The organism is Pontivivens ytuae, from assembly GCF_015679265.1.
Taxonomy (GTDB): Bacteria; Pseudomonadota; Alphaproteobacteria; order Rhodobacterales; family Rhodobacteraceae; genus Pontivivens; species Pontivivens ytuae.
The window spans coordinates 2,019,065-2,039,295 of the sequence record NZ_CP064942.1 but is presented as its reverse complement, the minus strand read 5'-3'; the positions used below and the strand labels follow the sequence as shown (position 1 = coordinate 2,039,295).

Sequence of the window (20,231 nt, the reverse complement as noted above, 5' to 3'; positions counted from 1 at the left end):
ACTAAATCAGCTCACCAATATCTTCTTCGTGGATGACTTGAATTTCACCACGGTAATCGCGCATCATCTCCTTAGGAAGCTGTTCGAATTGAATATCGCCTCGCTTAACACGAGGTAGAAGCCAAGAGAGCTTCGCGACCTGAGACTCATGGCTCATGTCATATGCTGGAATCACAAGCTTGTGTTCGGCCAGATACTGACCCGGCTCATTGACTTGTAGCGTAGCATTGCCATTCGGCGCCTGCGTAGTAACAACCACGGGCACTCGGCTGGTCTTCAAAAAGTTCAGAGTTTCGATAAAGGTCTCGCTAAGGTCTCCTGCTCCAAAAGCACGGATAATGAAGCCAGAAACCTGATGTCGCTCAACGAGCGTCCGCATGATCGCAGGGTCCATCCCTGGAAACTCTGTAAGAGAGATAATGTTGGTGTCGAACTCATTAGTTATCTGGAGCGATTTGCTGCTCCTCGCCAGTCTGAGATCGAACTGATCTTCCTTGTATCGGTTGTGCCTGTCAAGGTTCGGTTTATTGATATCAATGATCCGCCCGATACGACCCAGACTCCCCGCGTTAAATGTCTTAAATGCATCGTAATCAAATTCTGTATCCTTTTTTACCCGTGTGCCCGTGATAATGTGGCTTCCAAAGACAGCGACGACCCCATAAATAGGATCCCTCGTCCAAGTAGCTACGCGAAAGGCGTTTTCCAAATTGCTTTTTGCGTCCGAACCTGGTTGACCCATTGGAACCTGGGAGCCGGTTAGAACAATAGGTTTTCCTGGGTTTTCAATTGCAAAGGAGAGAGCTGCGCAAGTGTATCCAAGAGTATTTGTGCCATGAGTGATAACGAAGGAATCGTACTCGTCATACTTTTCCTTCACGATATCTACGAGTTGTTGCCAGTGGGCGGGATTGATATTGGAACTGTCCACTTCGATTGGTGCGACAGCGTCAATCGTGAGATCAATCTTGGCGGTTTCCTCTAGGTAAGTTATCGTGTCACTGAGAATCTCTTGAAATTCGCCGGCTCTCTTAACTTGAAAGCCTTCCATTTTCTTGGAGCTTGCAACTTCTCCAGCGATCGTGCCCCCAGTGGAGATGAGAAGAGTTTTATGTTCAGCCATTTTGTTACCCTATCGACGTTCTTGCTATCCTAAAACCGGTATTGCTCTCAGACGACAAAGGAGAAACCACACCGCGTGCGGATCTGCTTACCTGCCCCCCGAAGCTTGTCCACGCAGCTCCTTTAGTAACCCTTTGGCTGCCAGATGTAGTGAGGTGGCTCCCTATACCGTCATTTCCATTGTCGTATTTGGGGCTCGAGTTTGTCCACTCCCAAACGTTGCCCAAGAGATCATGAACTCCCTCGTTGGTTGGCCTGAGGCTGGCCAACCTCTGTGTCGATGCTGCTGCGTTGTCGATGTACCATGCAATCTCATGAAGATGGTCGGAGAGATCTTCGTCTGTGTAAGTGCAGGCTTTCAGCCACTCACCTTCCGTTGGAAGACGGAAACCAACGCCCCCCTCAGAAAAGATCACCTCTTTGGGTCGACCAGATTCTAGATTATCGTAGAACGGCTCCACACCAAGAAGTATAGATAGTTTGTTGCAGAACTCGACTGCTTCGATCCATGTAATATTCTCAACCGGCTTTTCCGGATCGACAAACTTGGACGGGTTAAATCCGATTACCCGCTCGTACAGTGCTTGAGAAACAGGCTCATCGAAGAGTTCATAGTCGTCCTCAATTTCCATGGTCAAAGATGTCTTGTCGACTGGAACGTCTACTTGTCCAGACACAAACCTGACAAAGGAGTCTTCGATAAACCTCTTCAAAGAACGCTCGTCTTTCAAAACTCGTGTATTCCCCTCCTTCGCTTGGATTTGATGCGGACCAGTCGCATCGATTGCATCTAGCGCCAACGCCACGTAGTCCTCTACCTGCGAAACACTGTTGAAGACAGTCTTTCCGTTTCCCCGACGCAAGATCTGATGCAATTTTACGGCGATTTCATTATCGATAAGCCTACTGATCGCACCATTCCTCGTATAAACAATGTCAGAAGCATCTTGCGCATCTGCATCATGTTCTGCAGAAATCGAGGCGGAAACTTCCACCAATGCGATTGGAAACTTTTGGAATTCTCGAAATAGATTTGGAAGGCTATGAGCCAATAACGATGAGCGGACCAGTGATTCGAAGTCAAGCTCCTCGTCGCCTTTTCGCTGAAGGAAGAGCAGCTTGGAGAAATGAAGAGTGTTCAAAAACCTCTTCAGTGATCTAGGGTTCACGCCGACCGATTGTATGATGATATCAAGAAGTTCATTGATGTTGTCCGCGCCCTTTAGGTGCGGGGCAACTATGTTCTCTTTCACTTTCCGCACGTCAGGCCTTGGAAGGTGGAACGAGAACTGGATAATCTTATCTAGGTAATTCTGCTGTTCTGATCTATTATCGATGCTTTGCTCGGTAGCCGAGTCCAGATTCAGTGATCTTTTCACGGCAGCTTCTACTATTCGATTTGCCATACCGAGAACAAAGACGAATTTCGGCAAATCCAATAGTGTCTTAAGCCCTTCGAGAAGGCGCATCGTTTGCTGTTCTGAGCACCTGTCCAAGTCGTCAATAAACACTATTATGCGTTTCTCTGTTGCTTCGCATGCGCGCTCGAGGTGGCGGACTAAATCGAAATAAGTATCAGCGATCCTGTCCTCAAAAACGGTCGCGAGTTCATTAAGTGACTTTTCGTCGAATGAGGCGCTCTTGCGGGATAAGTCAAACTCGGCTTTGCCGACAAGAGGTATGTCGAGCTTTACTTTTGGTTTGTACTGAATGGCACGTGCTGCAACTTTGAGTTTTTCGGCAACGCCTTCGAAACTCTCAGGCTGAGCGCCAGACTCCTGAACTGTGTCGGCTAGCTGTGCAAAGCGTCTAGAGATGGTGTACAGTAATGCTGACATGATCTCGTCATCTTGGTTGAATTGCCACGGATTGAACCACACCGTTATAAAGGACTTGTTCGCGTCAAGAATGCGCTGAGTTTGTCTTAGGATCGTTGTTTTTCCCGTTCCCCAATCTCCATAAACGGCCAACGTAAGGGAGGAACTTCCGATACTATCTGACTTTGAAATGAGATCGGCGAGTGCGTCTCGAGCGTAGGAATGTCCTATGAGGTCATCTTCAGCATAGTCATCATAGACCAGAACCATTTTAGCTCCAAAAATCAATTACTTCAGGTATGCTTTCTTTTTTTCTTAACTGCTCGAAAACCGTGCCGGTATCGGTTTTGTAATAGCCAAAGATTTTGGGGAACTGCCTACTATTATATCGTGACCACATACTAAAGGTATAGGCTCCAGCATCTTTGATGACTAGGAGGTCGCCTTCGACTAGCCTCGGTAATTTCCGATCGTAGCCCACTATGTCCCCAGCAAAACACAAAGGGCCTGCAATATTATAAACGTCTCCAGAAGAATGATCTTTTTCGGATCCATAAGAATCCAATGCAATAATGTCGTGATACCAATCGTCCGGTCGGTAACACTCACGCAAGAACATGTCTGCTCCGACATGAATAATAGCGGTTTTGGGGCTCGTTGCGGACTTTACATACTCAACTCGAGAAACCATCCACCCAGCGTTTGTGTGGACATGTCTTCCAAATTCTGTAATGAGTCTTCGGCCATTAGTTAACAAGTTGGCAACATTAACTTCGAGTGCATTTGCGTAGTCCGAAAACGACGCAGTGGAGTTTGAAGACTTATATTGAGCAGGCAGTCCACCGCCAATATCAATGTGGATCAACTTTCTGTTCGTAGACTCTTCGATATCAAAAACGAGTTTCGATATGACCTGGGCACCTTCGACTAACATCTCCAGTGAACACCCTTGTGAGCCAATATGACAGTGGATTCCAGTTAGCCACTCGTAGTTGGTAAAAAGTTGTACTATTCTCTCAGTACCTATCCCAACCGGCACCGCAAATTTTGAGTATTGGTCTGCTACACTCGTGCTTGCAATTGAACCAGCGCCAACTTGTGGGTTCAGTCGAAGCCCAAAAGTGGCGCCGCCGTTATTCCCATTGGCTCTAATAATTCTATCAACGCGGTCTAACTCTTCTATTGAGTCACAGTTGATGTGACATCCCAAATCCAAGGCATATTCGATGTCCCGCGACGTTTTTGCAGGTGAGTCGAAAACAATCTTCTTTGGTTCGCAACCAGCTGAAACCGCTAAGTGGAGCTCTGGCAAGGTGGCTGCTTCCAGACCAAAACCTCTTGAAACAATTCTTTTGAGAACGCCCAGCAGTGGATTTGCCTTTATTGCAATTGCATGGTTAGTTCCACTTGGGAAAGCGCTCTTTAGACTGGACAGTCGCTCATCTAGCCAATCTAGGTCGAAAAACAATGCAGTCTCATCGCACTCCGGGTCAAACTCACCGGTCGAGATCGCCTGTATCAAAGTTGATGAGATGCTACGATCTGGTAACTGCATTACTAGTCAAAAAATCCTAATGTGTTCAATTCCTTCCCGAAGTTCCACATGGATTGTCTATGCCTGTCAAGTGCATCCTGTTCATAGCTGACTAGCAAGGTTGCGCATCTTCAGTGTACGCCGCATGACCAGCAATTCTTGCAGCGCTGGTCACATATCAAAGCGGAGTAGTCTAACGCAGCCCAGTTCGTTTGGACTAGGTGACCCTTTCTGACCAACCAATGACTGGCTGCTTCAACCCAAGGACCATGTCGCAGCTTAACCTGCTTGCGCTGGCCTGATATGATCCAAAAGCCTTGTCCTACAAACCTGTGGCTTCAAGCGATTTGATTCCGGCTCATTGTTGGTTGCCCTCCGACAAACGCACATTGGTGCACGTTGCAGTATCCGGTTTTTTGGGCTCATTCCAGACCCTCGCCGCAATCGTTCCGAGCGACCGTTTACGAAGTAACAACTTTTTCGCGAATCGTTCCCACGTCCGAAATCTCCCCCTCGAACCGCTCGAGATCGCCAAGCGCATTTTCAACGAGCGCCACATCATCCGCACCGACAGCTTCGACGCTCAATTCGGCTTGCGCATTAAAATCCATCTCGAATTGACGCTGATCCTCTGCTAGAACAGCCGCCCGCGCCCTTCTCCTGCCAGGTCTTTGGCCGGCATCTAAAGGCAAGACTGCATCCCTTTTGCCAATCCCCATTCGCGCCTCAAGATCCTGCTCGGTCAGACCGGGCCCGCGAGGCGCGGTTGGCATCGCCCTTACACTCAACGGCAGCTCTCCCATCGGCGGCACGGGCCCCTCAGGAAACGGAAGCTCGCCTTCCTGCGCGGCATGGATCGACTTGAAGAACGGATCCTCGAAATACACCACCCGCTTCGCGCGCACCGGCATCTGCGCATCCACCACGACGATGATTTCATCCAGCGGCAACCGGCGTGCCTCGTCTTCCGGCAGAAGCGACACCTCTTCGGTCCGCTCAGACTGGCTCCGCCCTTCGAACGGGTTTTTTCCAACGGCGCGAGAGTGTCTAGCCCCCTGTGTCTGGGCCACTGATCAGGGGTTTCTCTAATATTGTTTCAGGAACGGGTGGGCGCATGTTGAGTGCCTGATGCGGTCGGGTGTGATTGTACTGCCTGAGCCAGTGATTGATGACGATCTGAGCTTGCTTGGTCGTCGTGAACCACTCCGCATTGAGAACCTCTCGCCGTAATGTCCCATTGAAGCGCTCGTTGTATCCGTTCTCCCAGGGTGATCCTGGGTAGATGCGGATGGGCTTGATCCCAACACGCCGAAGCCAGCCCTGCATCGCCTCTGCTGCGAACTCGGGTCCGTTATCGGACCGGATATACTCCGGGGAACCGTGGCGCAGCAGGAGCGGATAGAGTGCTTCGAGAACTTCGTCGGCACCCATCTTGGTGCGGACCACAACAGCCAAGGCCTGCCGCGTGAACTCGTCGAGAACCGTCAGCATCTTGTAACTGCGCCCATTGCTGAGCTTGTCATGCACGAAGTCTATTGCCCAAACATGGTTCGGGTGCGTGGGCCGAAGCCGGATGATCGAGCTGCCCTTGTGGTAGAGCCGCTTGCGCTTTTTGTGCCGCTGCGGAAGCTGCAATCCTTCCTCACGCCAGAGCCGCTCGACCTTCTTGTGATTGACCCGCCAGCCTTCCATGTGAAGCAGCTCCGTGATCTTGCGGTAGCCATATCGCCCGTACTGCTTCGCCAACCGGATCAGAGCCAACCGTAGCGCATCATCGTCTCTCTGTGTTGGCTGATATTGCAGGGAGCTCCGCGCCAGGCCAATCACCCGGCAGGTCCGCCGCTCAGACGTGGCAAGCTTCTGGCGTGTGTGAAGGACGGCCTGACGAAGCTCCTCTGTGGTCAGGCCCTGGGCTTTAGGTGGTTCAGGCTTTCCTTGAGTATGAGCTTGTCCAGTTCGAGCTCGGCGACGATCTTCTTCAGTCGGGCGTTCTCTTTCTCCAAACTCTTCATCTCCGACAGCTGCGACCGGCCCATCCCGCCAAACCGTTTCCGCCAGTTGTAGTATGTCGCGTCGCTGATCCCGACGCCGCGGCATGCAGTGGCCACGTCATCGCCCGCCGTCAGCTTCAGCTCGATCTCACGCAGCAGCTTCAAGATGTCTTCGTCTGAATGTCGCTTCCTCGCCATGCCCAATCCCCCTCTCGCGGCCAATGTAATGGCCCAGTTCTAGGGGGGAAGGACACAACCGCCGCGGCCTGCATCATGTCGTAGGCCATGCGCCAATCCCAGGCACCACTTGCATCGCTGCCCCCGAAGGTGTCTCGCATGATGCGGGCAAGGGTGGAGCTCTTCAGCGGGCCGTGTTGGATTTCCTCGCCGATACGGGCAAGCGCCTCCTTCAAAACCGTCTTCGTGGGAAATGGATGTTTAGTGCGTACAGCAGTGCCAGCCATCAGTTTGTCCTCTCATGTCAGATTGCAGGTCTGACGGGACAAAAGCCCATTCTCCACTTTGTGGGAGCGTGGGCTAAGAAGCTTTAACTGCGATCCGGTTCGAAGGTCCGTGATCAGGGCCAGAGCTGTGCCGCGTGAAGAACACGTAGGATGGTCACGACCTCTGGGGTCTCCGAATACACGACAATGTAGTTCGGACGGACCACCATCTCTCGCGTGCCGTCGACACGACCGACGCGATAGAGGTGTGGGTTCGTGGGAAGTCTGGAGACTTTCTCTTCGATCTCGTTCTTGAGCGCCTGCGCGGCATCCGGATTGTCGTCTGAGATGTAGTCGATGATTGCTAAGAGGTCAGAGACGGCGGCAATCTTCCATTCAAGTCTTGGCACGTCGCTTTCCGTCAATCAGCGCCTGGGCTTCGGCCATGATTTGCGCATGTGGTGCGGGAGGGCGCGGATCGTCAATCGCTTCCTGGACCTTGGCCCGGAACCAAGCGTCGTAGGCATCGGGATCAGCAGTCAGTCCAGCGGGCAACCCCCCCTCGGCAGCAACGCGCGTCAGCAATATACGAACAGCGTCGGAGACCGTCAGACCGACACCTGCAAGGGCTTCGGACGCATCGGTCTTCAGCTGATCATCGACACGCACGTGGATCATGGAGGTCTGGGCGGGCATGTTAAGTCTCCTTCCGTCTGGCATAAGTTGTATCTCATTTGAGATACGCGAGCAAGTTTTGAATGGTTCACCTTTTCGTCGGCCCGCAAAAGAACTCGGCGAGCACCGGGCTTGCCTCCGCCTTACTCGAACTGAGCAATGTCGAACCTGCGAGTGAGGCTTTGAACAACCGGACGAGGCCACCGGTTTCCTCGATCCGATAGCAGCGCCGGTTCTGCCGCCCGCGGCGATAATGCGTCGCGGTCACGATCTGGCAGGTGCTGCCGTCCGTGAGCGTCACCGGCTTTGCGAGCCTGATCTTGTCGCCCTCCTCATATTCCGGGATGTCGGCCCAGTCGCGGCAGCGCTGGCGCCAAGCACGGGCGTAGCTGTCGGGATCCTTGATCTCTGAAAGCAGGCTCAGGATGCTTAGTGGCGCGCGGGATTCCACCGGGCCCGCGCTTTCCTCCATGTCCTTGTAGCCCCAGCAGCCGTCGTCGTAGTGTCCTTCCCCCCTAGAACTGGGCCATTACATTGGCCGCGAGAGGGGGATTGGGCATGGCGAGGAAGCGACATTCAGACGAAGACATCTTGAAGCTGCTGCGTGAGATCGAGCTGAAGCTGACGGCGGGCGATGACGTGGCCACTGCATGCCGCGGCGTCGGGATCAGCGACGCGACATACTACAACTGGCGGAAACGGTTTGGCGGGATGGGCCGGTCGCAGCTGTCGGAGATGAAGAGTTTGGAGAAAGAGAACGCCCGACTGAAGAAGATCGTCGCCGAGCTCGAACTGGACAAGCTCATACTCAAGGAAAGCCTGAACCACCTAAAGCCCAGGGCCTGACCACAGAGGAGCTTCGTCAGGCCGTCCTTCACACACGCCAGAAGCTTGCCACGTCTGAGCGGCGGACCTGCCGGGTGATTGGCCTGGCGCGGAGCTCCCTGCAATATCAGCCAACACAGAGAGACGATGATGCGCTACGGTTGGCTCTGATCCGGTTGGCGAAGCAGTACGGGCGATATGGCTACCGCAAGATCACGGAGCTGCTTCACATGGAAGGCTGGCGGGTCAATCACAAGAAGGTCGAGCGGCTCTGGCGTGAGGAAGGATTGCAGCTTCCGCAGCGGCACAAAAAGCGCAAGCGGCTCTACCACAAGGGCAGCTCGATCATCCGGCTTCGGCCCACGCACCCGAACCATGTTTGGGCAATAGACTTCGTGCATGACAAGCTCAGCAATGGGCGCAGTTACAAGATGCTGACGGTTCTCGACGAGTTCACGCGGCAGGCCTTGGCTGTTGTGGTCCGCACCAAGATGGGTGCCGACGAAGTTCTCGAAGCACTCTATCCGCTCCTGCTGCGCCACGGTTCCCCGGAGTATATCCGGTCCGATAACGGACCCGAGTTCGCAGCAGAGGCGATGCAGGGCTGGCTTCGGCGTGTTGGGATCAAGCCCATCCGCATCTACCCAGGATCACCCTGGGAGAACGGATACAACGAGCGCTTCAATGGGACATTACGGCGAGAGGTTCTCAATGCGGAGTGGTTCACGACGACCAAGCAAGCTCAGATCGTCATCAATCACTGGCTCAGGCAGTACAATCACACCCGACCGCATCAGGCACTCAACATGCGCCCACCCGTTCCTGAAACAATATTAGAGAAACCCCTGATCAGTGGCCCAGACACAGGGGGCTAGACACGTTTCTCAGCACCCTGGCTCGCGCTACAGGCCTTCAATGTGTGAGCTCAAAGGCTTTCCAACTCACCTCTGGACGGCCAAGCAGGTCTGCGAAATCGCCTCTCGGTTGAACACTGAAGCCAGCAGCTTCCGCGTCAGCGACAAAATCCGGCGCTGAAATGTGATAGGTCCCGCGTCCTTCATTGACTGGTCCCAATCGTAGCGTAACGAACGCGGAACCATCGGGGCGCAGCAAGGCCTTAATGCGCGCCAGAGAAGCGGCGCGGTCTGCTGGCTCAACATGCATCCAAACGGCGTTCAGAAGTATCATGTCGAATGTCGCGTCTGCGAACTCTTGGGATGCAAGCTGGGGAAGCCGATCTTCGATCCAGGTGACATCGCTTTCAGAGTGCAAGTTTTGCGCAACCGTCAACATCGATGTCGAAGGCTCGACAGCCACCATATTGTGTCCGCGATTTGCGATCCACGATGCATCACGACCCGTGCCGGCACCAATGTCGAGAACGTCAAGCGGCTGGGCGGCGGCTCTTATTTTATCTGCCAGGTAGGGATAAGCGCTCTCGAAGGAAACGGACTCGTAGCCGTCGGCTAGCGCCGTCGCGTGCGCGTCATAATAGCTGATGGATGTGTCGCTCGATCCCAATTCAATGATTCCCAGTTTGTTGTTCCAGTAGCCCAAGAATACGATGAGGCTACATGCGGCGGCCCACCATAACATCGACGAGAACAAAGTACGAACAGTTTTGTCGCGGTTGCAGAAGCGCTCGACCCAATGTCCTGAATCTGTCCCCGCGCTGGCATCTACAAAGCCTTCAGGGTCTGCTTGTTCAAGCCAATCGAGGTAGCACCCCATTACGTGACGAAATCGGAGCAATACGCCCGACAAGACGACATTTCCAAACGTCGCTGTGAGGAGAAGGACGGACACGAGAAGCGGGTTGTCTTCGATTGTTGAAACGCCGAACCAAAGTCCGCCCGTCAGCGTCATGGCTAGGACCGGTATCTGCCACATGATCTGGTTGAGAGACCGAAACTGCTGATAGTTCTGCTCGTAGGCTTCTTTAGAGACGGTCATCACTATGTTCCCCTACTGCGGATCCGACGGACAAGAGGCGTTAGTCTGAACGACGGCTGCGATGCGCCGCAGCGCCCCGCGGAAGCTCAGTTTCGTCGAATATCGCAGGCTGATCGTGACTTTTCATCCAAGCATTTAGGGCTTGGCAGATAGCGACCTGCATGGTCATTTTTCGCTTCAGGCAAAACATCCGAAATTCGTACCGACACTCATCGCTTACGCGCGCCGAGATCGTAGAAGAGCGTGCAGGGGCCGGTTTTTTCGCCATTCTCAACCAAGTCGCTTCCAGGCGTCAGACAACGCAATACACTGAAAAGGCGAGGATTCTCCTTATTTGTCAACTATTTAATTAGATAGAAAATACTGTTTGCAGGCATTTCTATATTGTTTGTGCAAACAGTGATCGTATGTTTGCAAACACAGGATTTGTTTGCTCGAAGCGTGAAAGGATCTGCCGTGTTGCCATCTCCCTCCCTCAACAATGCTTGGCGTTCGCCCCGCGACCGCCGCGCGGCGTTCCTCTCTCATTCTGGTGAAATCGATGTGGATGGAACAGTGCTGTTCCGGGGCATCCAAAGACAGCTCGTTCCTGATGAGGAAGGTGTTTATCTCATCCACGATCTTCGCGGCGTCTTGTATGTAGGCCAGTCCAATGACCTGCAGCGCCGCTTCGATGAACACCGGCTTCGCCAGTCGAACCCGTACCTCATCGTGGCGCTGAACCAACCGTTCGGCGAGATGCGGTTCTCTTGGATCCGCACCACGACCCCCGAAGAAACCCAGCAGCTCGAAACCTGGCTCATCTCCTGGCTTCAGCCTGCCTGCAACCGTCTGATCCCCACAAGCTAAACTGAAAGGACATTCATCATGGCAACTCTTATCCCAGCCATCAAAGGCAAACTCGGAAACACGACCTTCTACGAAGCCACGATGCGCGTCAGCGATCTCCTGAGCTCCGTAACGCCCCCCAGCGATCTCGACGAGTGGGCAAATATGGGGCTTGAAGAAAAGATGCAGCGCGAACCCGACATGAACCGCATCCGTGACAAGCTTGTCCCCTACCTGGCGAACAACGGCGACCGGTTTTTCGGATCGATTGTCGTCCTGATCTGGCAAGGCAGTGTCGACTTTGAACCAGTAACCGAGTTCGCGACCAAGATTCCGGCCGCCTATAAGGGAGCGGCTCCCAAAATGGGTTTCGTATCAATTGACGGCGGCAAGCTCGTCGTCCTCGATGGCCAGCACCGTTACTTGGCCCTGCGCGACATTCGAGACGGCAAGCATGTTGGCGACGGTGCCAACAACATCGTAAACGACGAGGTGTGCGTGATTCTGATCGAACATGAATCTGATATGAAGACGCGCCGCATATTCAACACTGTGAATCGCTACGCCAAAGTGACCAGCAGAGGCGACAACATCATCACGTCGGAGGATGATGGCGCGGCGATCGTAGCACGGCGGATGCTGTCGGCTGATCAGCCGCTCGCAGATCGCGCTGTAAACGGAAAGCCGGTCAGTCTAGTCAACTGGAAGTCGAACACGCTGACGAAACGCTCGACCCAGCTGACGACCTTGAGCACGGTCTATGACAGTGTCGAGCTGATCCTCGACGCCAACGGCATCAAGCTCGATCCAGCGACCCGCCCCACAGACAACGAAATCGAGACCCATCAGGAGATGGTCAAGACTGTTTGGGAGCCAATTCTGGAAGGAATGCCCGCATTTGGTGGTGCCTTGGCTGACCCCAGCACGATCCCAGGTCTGCGCGAAGATACTGCGCCGACGTCGTTGCTCTTCAAACCGGCATCACAGCTCGCCCTAATCGACGCGCTGCTTCGGACTGGAACGTCCGAGCAAGGTAAACTCAAGATCAAGGAGGCCGTTGTGCGCGCCGCAAAGATCCCGACTTGGTCGATGGATGCGGATATGTGGCGGGGGATCATTATCAAGCAAAACGGCACGATTGACGCCGGACGGGATGCCAAGCGCCGTATGGCGGATCTACTTGTCTATCTGATTGCCTCCGACAGACTGTCGCCCGCTCTAAAGTTTGGCATCTGGAAGCGTTTCAATATCGCCCGTGGTCATGATGTTGATGAATGGCTTGAAAGCGATGGCGAAGACGGTTTGGTCGAGGACCTGCCGACACCGGTTGAAGGCGACACATTCACAAAAGAGGACGCATTGGCCAATAACGCCTGAGTTCGAAAGCTACTTATGACAGACGAGGCACGACCCATCTGCCTCATCAACACCGTAGGCCTCATCGATGTGCGCATCGGTGAGGCGTGCGCGTAGGGCATTGACGGGTTTGCGCGCTTTTAGGCGGGCAACCCTAGCCTCGTAGTCTTTTTCGATCTGTGCGACTCGCTCGGGCCGGGACAACTCCTCCAACGACTCTCGTTCGGTCCAGGTGAACGGAGAACCGTGCTCGAGTGCAGTCTTCTCGTAGCTCTTGGCCTCTTCAAACGCTTCTGGGTGCTCCCGCATTAATCTCACCCATTCGATCTTTTGCTGGTAGAAACAAAACGTGCACCCGCTGCGCGACCGCCAACGATAGTAGGCGGGCAATCCTAGCCCTGAACTTTCCAGAAGCCCTATCACCGCAGCTTTGTTCAAACCGACTTCGCGCAGCGGAAAATGGACAGACATATTCGGGTGCGTCGCGATCATTCCCGATCGCTCGGGTTCGTCTGCTCTGATTGCAACATAGCTATGGACACGTGTTCCCGCCACGAGTTCCGGTCGCAACCACTGCTCGAAGGGGTGGATCTTGAGTTTGCGCGTACACCAGCGAGTGCGCGGCGAAGGTAGGAAATTGCCATACTCTTTCAACCAGAAATCGAAATCCCGCCCGGGGTTAAGGTATGTGATTGGCTTACCCAAGAATCCCTCTAACCGGCCGAGATAGTCGTAGACCTCGTCCAACTCCTTGCCGGTGTCCGTAAAGAAGTAGTTGATGTCGAGATCGGGTCTGTTCTCCCGCATCCAAACTGCAAGCGCAGCACTGTCACGGCCTCCCGAGAGACCAAGAACATGGATTTCTTTTGTCACTGTTCTGCTCTTTCCTCGGAGACGAGCGGCACGCTGATGTCAGTTTCCCCGTCGCTTTCGAGATTGCGTTGTGCGACCTCCGCCAAGACCGCCAACAAGAGATCCTGATCGAGCTGCGCCGCATCGAGAATTTGCCCGACTTGCTCAATCACAGGCTCCAACGCGACCTTCGCATCGACAGACACCTGTGCCCTTCGAATAACGCTCCGTTCGGTTTCTCCAACCCCAGCCATCACCATGACGGCGGTTTGCGTTGGCTCCTCGAGGCCAGTTCCGAAGAGTTCGACCCGGCGGAACCGGTATGCATAGTCTGAGAGCTGCAGCCCGGCACGGCTTGGCTCAAGATCGTGCCAAGTCGAGACAGGCGAGCTGGTCACCAAGCCACAGATGTCGGCCATTTTCTCTGTGGACCCATCAAACTCCGCCAGCCGGCTGATAAAGCCGTTCAATTTAAGGTCGTCACCAGCCATACCCTTGATTGCTGCGGCTCGATTGCGAAGTGGACCCAAATCCGTTCCCGTGTGCTTGAGGCTCGTCAGCATAATGTGCATCAACTCGCCAATCATTTTCGGATAAGCGTTCCCAAGCTCGTCCAGCGCGGCTGATATCTTTTCGGCTGCAGCAGTTCCGGTTGCCCCGACGGCTTTTGGCAGATCGACGAAGAACAATTGATGCGGATCGTCCGCATCAATCAGAATGCGCCGTACGTCCAAAGTCTGCTTGGATATGGCGGCTTGGGCTTTCTTGGACCAGTTCGGCAGGGTGAAGACAAACTCGACTAGAGCCTGCGCAACGGGAAGCGGTTCGGCAGGTGGTGCCCAACCGACCAGTTCTTCTGCACGCTTAGCCAGCATCTCCAGCGCTTTTCCGCTAGACTTGTCCCGGCGCACCCCCCGCATAGAAACCTGCTTCGGATCCTGCAGCAGGATGTCCATCACCAGATCGGTCACATTAGGTTGAAAGACGCCCTCGACATAAATTGCCGTTCGATCCCGACGCGACTTGAAATAGGCAATGGCAAGAAGCGGCATGACACCGCGACGGAGTCCATAAGGTGGCCGCTCCCAAGCATCGTAGAGCTCCTGGAAAGACACTTGCGCGTCTTGTTCAACAAGACGGTCAGCCTCTTGCCACAGCGGCGCAAAGGTACTGAATGGCGCTTTGTGCCGCTTGGTCGGCACAACAAATCGCCACTTTCCATCGACTTCCTGGTAGAGGCTCGTTGCCTCGAGCACTGTCGATGCCAGACCGCGCTCCGCAGGGTAGCCTTCTATCCCAAAGCTGGGCTCGCCGTCCGAGCCAGCAATCGCATGAAGAAGCGCGCGAAGAGCTGCATTGGTGTTACTCGAAGGTCTCTGCCGGTTGATGAGTTCTGACCGTATGGTTGGCGCCTCACCAAAGGTCGTCTCCGCGAGCTCGCTGGCCAGGCGCGAGAGACCTGACATGTCCCCGGCCGATGGAAGCGTTTTGCCATCCAGAAACCACTCCGCACTCGCAAATGCGATCCGGAGTTCCTCCTCCAGATTAGCATGCAGTGCACTGAGCCGGGCTTGCATTTCACGACGCGCGGCTGCATCACCCTCGAGCTCCGAACTATCGCGTTGAACATCCGCGGTTGCAGCAAGCTCACGGCCAAGCGCGCGGATCGTTTCGTAATTCTTCGGGAAGCCGACCACGACGGGCAGATCGGTCGAGCGCGCATCACCTTCTCGTGCCAGCTCGGCCCTAACCTCGTCGACCGTCAAATCGAGAGATGGCAAGACCAGAACAAACTTTCCGGCAGATCCTGCACTCGGTGCGAGAGCCTTAGCCGGTATGCCCTCCTGCGTCAGCTCAACCAGTTCTGCATCATACCAACGGGGCGTTCCAGTATCGAAGTAATGCTTCTTGGCAAGGATGGGACGCAAATCCGCAAGGCGGCTCAAAGTGGCGACGTTGAGAGTCTCCGTACTTTCGAGTCGAGCTGCAACTTCCTTGTCGATATCGAAGTCGCTACCTGCAAAAATCGCATAGGCATCAAGATGGCGGCGGAATACCAGGCAAGAGCTTTGGCTTAGGTGCTCAAGGGCATCACGGATATCATTCTTGCTCGCGCCCGAAATCGAAGCTGCAATCGCTGACAGCTCTGCAGCAACCCCCGAACCGTTGTGAAACAGGTCAATGATTGCGACCGTTTTCGCGACCCGTTCATGAAGAGGGTTACCACTCCGGCGTGATCGCTCGATGACATCGATCGCCTGCGCCCACCTATGTCCGTCACTTGAGGCTAGGATGGCCGCTTCTAAATTGAGATGAAGGTAGTCCCAAAGATCCGATGGTTCATACATGCGCTCTTCGTTCACGTCGGCGCGCTGCAGGAACTCTGAAAATCCACCCGGCTCTGCCGACGCCAGAAACCCGAAGAGACTCCGCTCGTTCTGTCCAAATCTGCGACGCGTGATCGGCCCCAAGAGTGCAGCAGTCACAGGGTGAAGGGGCCAGCATCGATCTAGGCGCTCAGCAAGGTCATCTGGCGCGCCCGGTCTTCGAACAGTTACGACCTTCGCAATTGCTTTGGCCGTTTTGAGGCTTTTCTTATGATCGGCACCGCTTGAGATCGCTTTGCCCAACAAATCGATCACCTCGTCAATAGCGGTAATGACGGGGATATCGACGTAACGGCCTTGAATCTTCGCCCACTCGTCCTGAACGCGCGACCCAAGTCGTTCAGCGTACCGTTCGAATGCTTGGTGAAGAATACCGATGACAATCAGCCGTCCGTCACTGCGGTTGGCCGCTTCTGCCAAATCCTGGAAGAAGTGAATGTCGACAGCACGATCGGCAGCGCCTTCGAGATACTTACCCATCTCGTCGATGACGACTAGGACACCGCCATCGATGCGCGCATCGGCCTCTCTCGTCAGCCGCTCGATTACATCGCGCCCCGACGGATCTTCAGACCGCGACCGTTTCGTTCGCGCTTTACCCGGCGCATCCGCAACGGCTTTCGACAATTGATCCCGCAAATCGGCAACAGGATCACCTCGTCGGCCCGTGATGGCTACCGTAAGCCAGTCTTCGGATGCCTCCTTGAAAAAGGATTTAGCGCCCTGAACGTCCTTGAGCGTATCGCGTGCGAGCTTGCGAATGTCCTTTTGGGCATGCAGGCACGATGCGAACATCAGCGCGAGGCTGGACTTGCCTCCACCGTAAGGGCCGGTCCAAGTGAAAGCTCCCTGTCGATTGGCGACGAGTTTCAGCGTCGTGGCGAGTGTCGTTTTCGACGTTTCGTGAGCGACATAGCCCAAGAGCGGCTCCGGCTGGCCGAGATCCGCGTCAAGCCGGATAGACCGCTGAAAGCGCCGCTCGACAGAAACGACATCACTAAGTGAAGCTGTATCGCTCATGCTGCCTCCTGAGACGTCTCAGCGTCGAAAGCGGCCGGCAAAAAGTCGAGGGGGTCCACATCGTCTCTCCGACGGGCGACGTTACGAACACCCGCCGTGTCAGACCAAGCATAAGCACCCTTTGAGGCAGTATCTATGGCTACAAGGCGATCGACCACAGCATGCTCGTCGAGCTTAAAGACCCTGCCCGGCGATCCGGGCTCATAGACAATCGCTTCAACCGACAAGGTGGATTGCTGAGGCGCCCAGTTTTGCCAGAACTCCTCCAAAGCGAAAAGGAAGATGCCATCATGCAGCGTGGGCTTGGCCCCCCGGCGAAACTCGAATGAGCGTGACGACACCTCCTTGATCAGGCCCAATTCACCGAGCACCGTTTCGATCTGATCGTCGATCGCTCCTGCTCCAGCTTTCGCAACATAGGACCGCACAAAGCACTCCACGTCTCGCTTCAATGTCGCCGTCGAAGATCGCGCGCGCTCAAGGCGCTTGCACAAAAGACCCAAAGACTCGGTAAGGCTGTCGCGATCAAAGGTCTGCGCATTGAGATGATTGAAGGCATAGAACCAAGTAGTTGCCCGCTCAAAATCGCTGGCAACGAACCAGTGCAGCAACCAAATCGTTGAAATGCTCTCCATGTAGGGGTCAAGGCCGGTCTCATCGTCAAATATAAGCTGCCCTAACCGGCTCACACGGTAGGTGCCGCTTTCGCCATCCTCTTCGATGACGCGAAATATCTGGGCCCAATGGCGGATCGCCGCGACCATATTCTTGCCGACGCCGAATCTAACAATGCCGAAGTCTTTATCGAAAGTATTGTTTTGACTGGATTTTTCATCTTCCCGCACAGCTTCATAGGCCTTGCGCAGCCAAAGGCGTCGAAGGGGGAAGGTCTCGTGGCCGGCAAATCGGGTTTTGACGGCGGGGTCATTCAATGGTCCTCGAAGCATATTTCTACCCTACTGGGGATTTCCTCCAGTTGGAAGTGGCAACTGAAGACCACTTTCCGAAATCACACCGGGGCTTTCACCACGGTCACGAATTCTCCTGATGCCGGCGGCGAGCGCATCGGCAGCTTCAAGGATGTCCTCCTTAGTGGTCGTTCGCCCGAAACTGATCCGCACGCTCTCGTTGGCGTGAGAGCTTGGGATGCCCATGGCCTGCAGGACATACGATGGCTCAATCGATCCCGCATTGCAGGCCGAACCCATTGATATAGATAGGTTTTTCTGGACGGTCAAAACCAATTCAGCAGCATCAACACCGGAAAATCGGAGACTCATGATACCTGGTACGATCTCGGCATCCGCATTCAACTCGGGCACGCATTCGCGTTCCCGCAGCAAGTGCACGAACTTTGTACGAATATCGCTGAGGTATGTATTGTCTTCGTTTCGCCGCTCTCTTGCGAGTTCCGCAGCTCTCCCCAAGCCAACACACAAAGCGGTCGGGATTGTTCCGCTACGAATACCGCCCTGCTGACCTCCGCCGTGGAAAAGCGGCACCATCTGGCGCTGGATTTGCCGCGGAGCGATCAAAGCTCCGATGCCCTGTGGCCCGTAGATCTTGTGGGCGGAGAGGCTCATAAGAGTGTTGGGCAGAACGTCAAAGTCCAATTCGATTCGTCCAACCGCCTGCGCCGCATCGGTGTGAAAAAAGACGCCTCGGGCCTCACAAAGCCTGGCGAGTTCTCGGACAGGCTGGATGACCCCGGTCTCGTTGTTAACGGCCATGATCGAGACAAGCGCAGTGTCGTCGCGGAGCGCAGCCGAGACGTCAGAAATTCTGATCTGCCCGTCAGCAGCTGGCGGAATGATGGTAAGATCAAAACCAGAGTCTTCGAGATGACCAGCGGCCTCCAAGATGCATTTGTGCTCAATCGCGCTCACAATCAAATGCCGGCCTGGAATACTGTTGGACAGGAGCACGCCCTTCAGTGCCAAGTTGTTCGCCTCGGTCGCTCCTGACGTGAGGATGATATCCTCGGGGCTGCAGCTCAACAGCGATGAAACCTGATCCTTGGCCCGCTCAATTGCGTTAGCAGCTGCAAATCCGGTCAGGTGGTCCGAATGTGGGTTGCCGTAAAGCCCGCTTAGCCAAGGCGCCATAGCATCGGCAACTTCCGGAGCGAGCGGGGTTGATGCGGCGAAATCGAAGTAGAGCGGACTCATGGTTCAGCCCGCCGCATGAATTCGTCGAAGAGCGGAACGGTAAACGCGGCGTATCCATACTTTGGGCTGTAGATCATCCCATTCGTGATTAGAGCATCCCTCGTAGGACCAAGCTGCGAGGAGGTCTTGCCCAAGACATCGGCGATATCGCCAGTTTTGTGCGGGCCTGGCCCCAACTGCGCCATTGCACGCAGATAGGTCTTCTGAGGGTCGGACAGTCGTTCGTAGCGCGAGCGGAAGAAGTTCTTATCGAGCCGTTCTACTGCCCGCACTTCGGCTTTTTCGACATCGTCGGCGCTGATCGGCGACCCGTCAGCACAGTTCCAAGCTTGGTAACCCCATTCCTGAAGAAAATACGGATAGCCTTGAGTGCGTTCTATGATGTGGCTGACCGCAGCATCATCGAATTCCACCGCGGCCTCATTGGCTGGAGCGACCAGAGCGCGGCGCGCTTCTGTTGCGTCTAGAGGGCCGATATCTGGATAGTCAAAAAGGCGCTCGGAGTAAGACTTCGCGTCTCCCGTGAGCTTGATAAGGAGCGGGAGGCCGGCCCCCACAACCATCAAAGGCAGCTGCTTTTGATCAATTCGGTGGATAGCCATGATGAGGGCTTCGAAGTCTTCGTCCGACAGGTTCTGGAACTCATCGACTAGGATGACGATCGAAGTTTCGCGGGCCTTTGCAGCCTCCCCTGCGGCAATAAAGAGATCAGCTAGATCACGAGACAGCTTGCCGCTGTCTGCGATGCCAGTCTCAGCATCGACATCGACTGAGAATTCGACGTTCTCGTACTTGATCTTGATGGCACCGACGTAGCTCTTGAGGACCCGGAGGCCCTTCTTGACCTTCTCGCTGACACCTTTGGCGCGGTCGAGCTTCAAGAGGGTCGAGCGAAGAGTGCCTATGATACTGATCGAGAGTGGCTCGTTGGCACTGACCTCAAGGAAGTCAGTCAGAGCGCCGTCTTCCTCTGCGATGGCTTGAACCTCGTTGAGCAGCACAGTCTTGCCGACACCCCGAAGACCCACGAAAATGAAGCTTCGCGCAGCTTTTCCCAACCTGTTGCGCTGAATTGCTGTGCGAGCTTCGTTCAAGATGACATCGCGGCCGGCCAACTCAGGCGGAGGGGTTCCCGCGCCAGGGGCATACGGATTTGTCTGTGGATCCAACGTTAGAGCCTGTAGCTAGTTTATTGTCTGCTTCGCTAAACTAGCTATAGATGATTCCAGAAAGGTTGTAACCAGTTTATCTCAGTCCGCC

General features: G+C 54.6%; 16 protein-coding genes and 2 pseudogenes. 3 read left to right on the top strand and 15 right to left on the bottom strand.

What is annotated here, in order from left to right; all coding sequences use genetic code 11:
* Position 1: 1 nt before the first annotated feature.
* From I0K15_RS09935 to I0K15_RS09900, 9 genes and pseudogenes are all read right to left on the bottom strand, one after another.
* Positions 2–1,123: an asparaginase gene (locus tag I0K15_RS09935; RefSeq protein WP_196105276.1), complete on the bottom strand. Its 1,122-nt coding sequence runs from the start codon at positions 1,121–1,123 to the stop codon at positions 2–4.
* A 4-nt stretch (positions 1,124–1,127) separates the two neighbouring features.
* Entirely contained in the window at positions 1,128–3,209 is a 2,082-nt protein-coding gene (locus tag I0K15_RS09930; RefSeq protein WP_196105275.1) for a P-loop NTPase fold protein, read from the bottom strand.
* Position 3,210: 1 nt separating this feature from the next.
* Positions 3,211–4,494: a type III PLP-dependent enzyme domain-containing protein gene (locus I0K15_RS09925; protein ID WP_196105274.1), complete on the bottom strand. Its 1,284-nt coding sequence runs from the start codon at positions 4,492–4,494 to the stop codon at positions 3,211–3,213.
* A 440-nt stretch (positions 4,495–4,934) separates the two neighbouring features.
* On the bottom strand, positions 4,935–5,456 hold the full coding sequence (locus I0K15_RS09920; RefSeq protein WP_230374376.1) for a type IV secretory system conjugative DNA transfer family protein: 522 nt from the start codon (positions 5,454–5,456) through the stop codon (positions 4,935–4,937).
* 64 nt (positions 5,457–5,520) lie between these two features.
* A protein-coding gene (locus I0K15_RS09915) for an IS3 family transposase (RefSeq protein WP_422393987.1) occupies positions 5,521–6,662 on the bottom strand; the annotation gives its coding sequence in 2 pieces (ribosomal slippage) (positions 5,521–6,399 and positions 6,402–6,662; 1,140 coding nt in all).
* 56 nt (positions 6,663–6,718) lie between these two features.
* A pseudogene (locus tag I0K15_RS21270) lies at positions 6,719–6,928 on the bottom strand (hypothetical protein); the annotation flags it as partial.
* A gap of 113 nt (positions 6,929–7,041) precedes the next feature.
* Positions 7,042–7,317 (bottom strand): type II toxin-antitoxin system RelE/ParE family toxin, encoded by a 276-nt coding sequence (locus I0K15_RS09910; RefSeq protein ID WP_196105272.1) that lies wholly within the window; start codon positions 7,315–7,317, stop codon positions 7,042–7,044.
* Positions 7,304–7,603 (bottom strand): type II toxin-antitoxin system RelB family antitoxin, encoded by a 300-nt coding sequence (gene relB / locus I0K15_RS09905; protein WP_196105271.1) that lies wholly within the window; start codon positions 7,601–7,603, stop codon positions 7,304–7,306. The genes I0K15_RS09910 and relB overlap by 14 nt, the downstream gene beginning before the upstream one ends.
* 67 nt (positions 7,604–7,670) lie before the next feature.
* Positions 7,671–8,084 (bottom strand): annotated as a pseudogene (locus tag I0K15_RS09900) (DUF6927 domain-containing protein); the annotation flags it as partial.
* A 56-nt stretch (positions 8,085–8,140) separates the two neighbouring features.
* On the opposite strand from I0K15_RS09900, the gene I0K15_RS09895 reads away from it, so the two are divergent.
* A protein-coding gene (locus I0K15_RS09895; protein ID WP_422393987.1) for an IS3 family transposase occupies positions 8,141–9,282 on the top strand; the annotation gives its coding sequence in 2 pieces (ribosomal slippage) (positions 8,141–8,401 and positions 8,404–9,282; 1,140 coding nt in all).
* Positions 9,283–9,319: 37 nt separating this feature from the next.
* On the opposite strand, the gene I0K15_RS09890 is transcribed toward I0K15_RS09895, so the two are convergent.
* On the bottom strand, positions 9,320–10,360 hold the full coding sequence (locus I0K15_RS09890; protein WP_196105270.1) for a class I SAM-dependent methyltransferase: 1,041 nt from the start codon (positions 10,358–10,360) through the stop codon (positions 9,320–9,322).
* 441 nt (positions 10,361–10,801) lie between these two features.
* On the opposite strand from I0K15_RS09890, the gene I0K15_RS09885 reads away from it, so the two are divergent.
* Positions 10,802–11,209 carry a GIY-YIG nuclease family protein gene (locus tag I0K15_RS09885; protein WP_230374375.1) on the top strand — a complete coding sequence of 136 codons (408 nt, stop codon included), beginning with the start codon at positions 10,802–10,804 and terminating at the stop codon, positions 11,207–11,209.
* An 18-nt stretch (positions 11,210–11,227) separates the two neighbouring features.
* Positions 11,228–12,565, top strand: a complete 1,338-nt coding sequence (locus tag I0K15_RS09880; RefSeq protein ID WP_196105268.1) for a DGQHR domain-containing protein — start codon at positions 11,228–11,230, stop codon at positions 12,563–12,565.
* 9 nt (positions 12,566–12,574) lie between these two features.
* Here the strand turns inward: I0K15_RS09880 and I0K15_RS09875 are convergent, their stop codons facing one another.
* Genes I0K15_RS09875 through I0K15_RS09855 form a run of 5 tightly spaced genes read right to left on the bottom strand, consistent with a single transcriptional unit; the run spans position 12,575 to position 20,086 of the window.
* On the bottom strand, positions 12,575–13,417 hold the full coding sequence (locus tag I0K15_RS09875) for a phosphoadenosine phosphosulfate reductase domain-containing protein (protein ID WP_196105267.1): 843 nt from the start codon (positions 13,415–13,417) through the stop codon (positions 12,575–12,577).
* Entirely contained in the window at positions 13,414–16,803 is a 3,390-nt protein-coding gene (locus I0K15_RS09870; protein WP_196105266.1) for an ATP-binding protein, read from the bottom strand. Before I0K15_RS09870 ends, I0K15_RS09875 begins: the two co-directional genes overlap by 4 nt.
* A complete protein-coding gene (locus I0K15_RS09865; protein ID WP_230374374.1) occupies positions 16,800–17,735 on the bottom strand; it encodes a DUF4007 family protein in 936 nt (311 codons plus the stop codon). The genes I0K15_RS09870 and I0K15_RS09865 overlap by 4 nt, the downstream gene beginning before the upstream one ends.
* A gap of 24 nt (positions 17,736–17,759) precedes the next feature.
* Positions 17,760–18,971: a cysteine desulfurase family protein gene (locus tag I0K15_RS09860; protein WP_196105264.1), complete on the bottom strand. Its 1,212-nt coding sequence runs from the start codon at positions 18,969–18,971 to the stop codon at positions 17,760–17,762.
* On the bottom strand, positions 18,968–20,086 hold the full coding sequence (locus I0K15_RS09855) for an AAA family ATPase (RefSeq protein ID WP_230374373.1): 1,119 nt from the start codon (positions 20,084–20,086) through the stop codon (positions 18,968–18,970). The genes I0K15_RS09860 and I0K15_RS09855 overlap by 4 nt, the downstream gene beginning before the upstream one ends.
* Positions 20,087–20,231 lie beyond the last annotated feature (145 nt).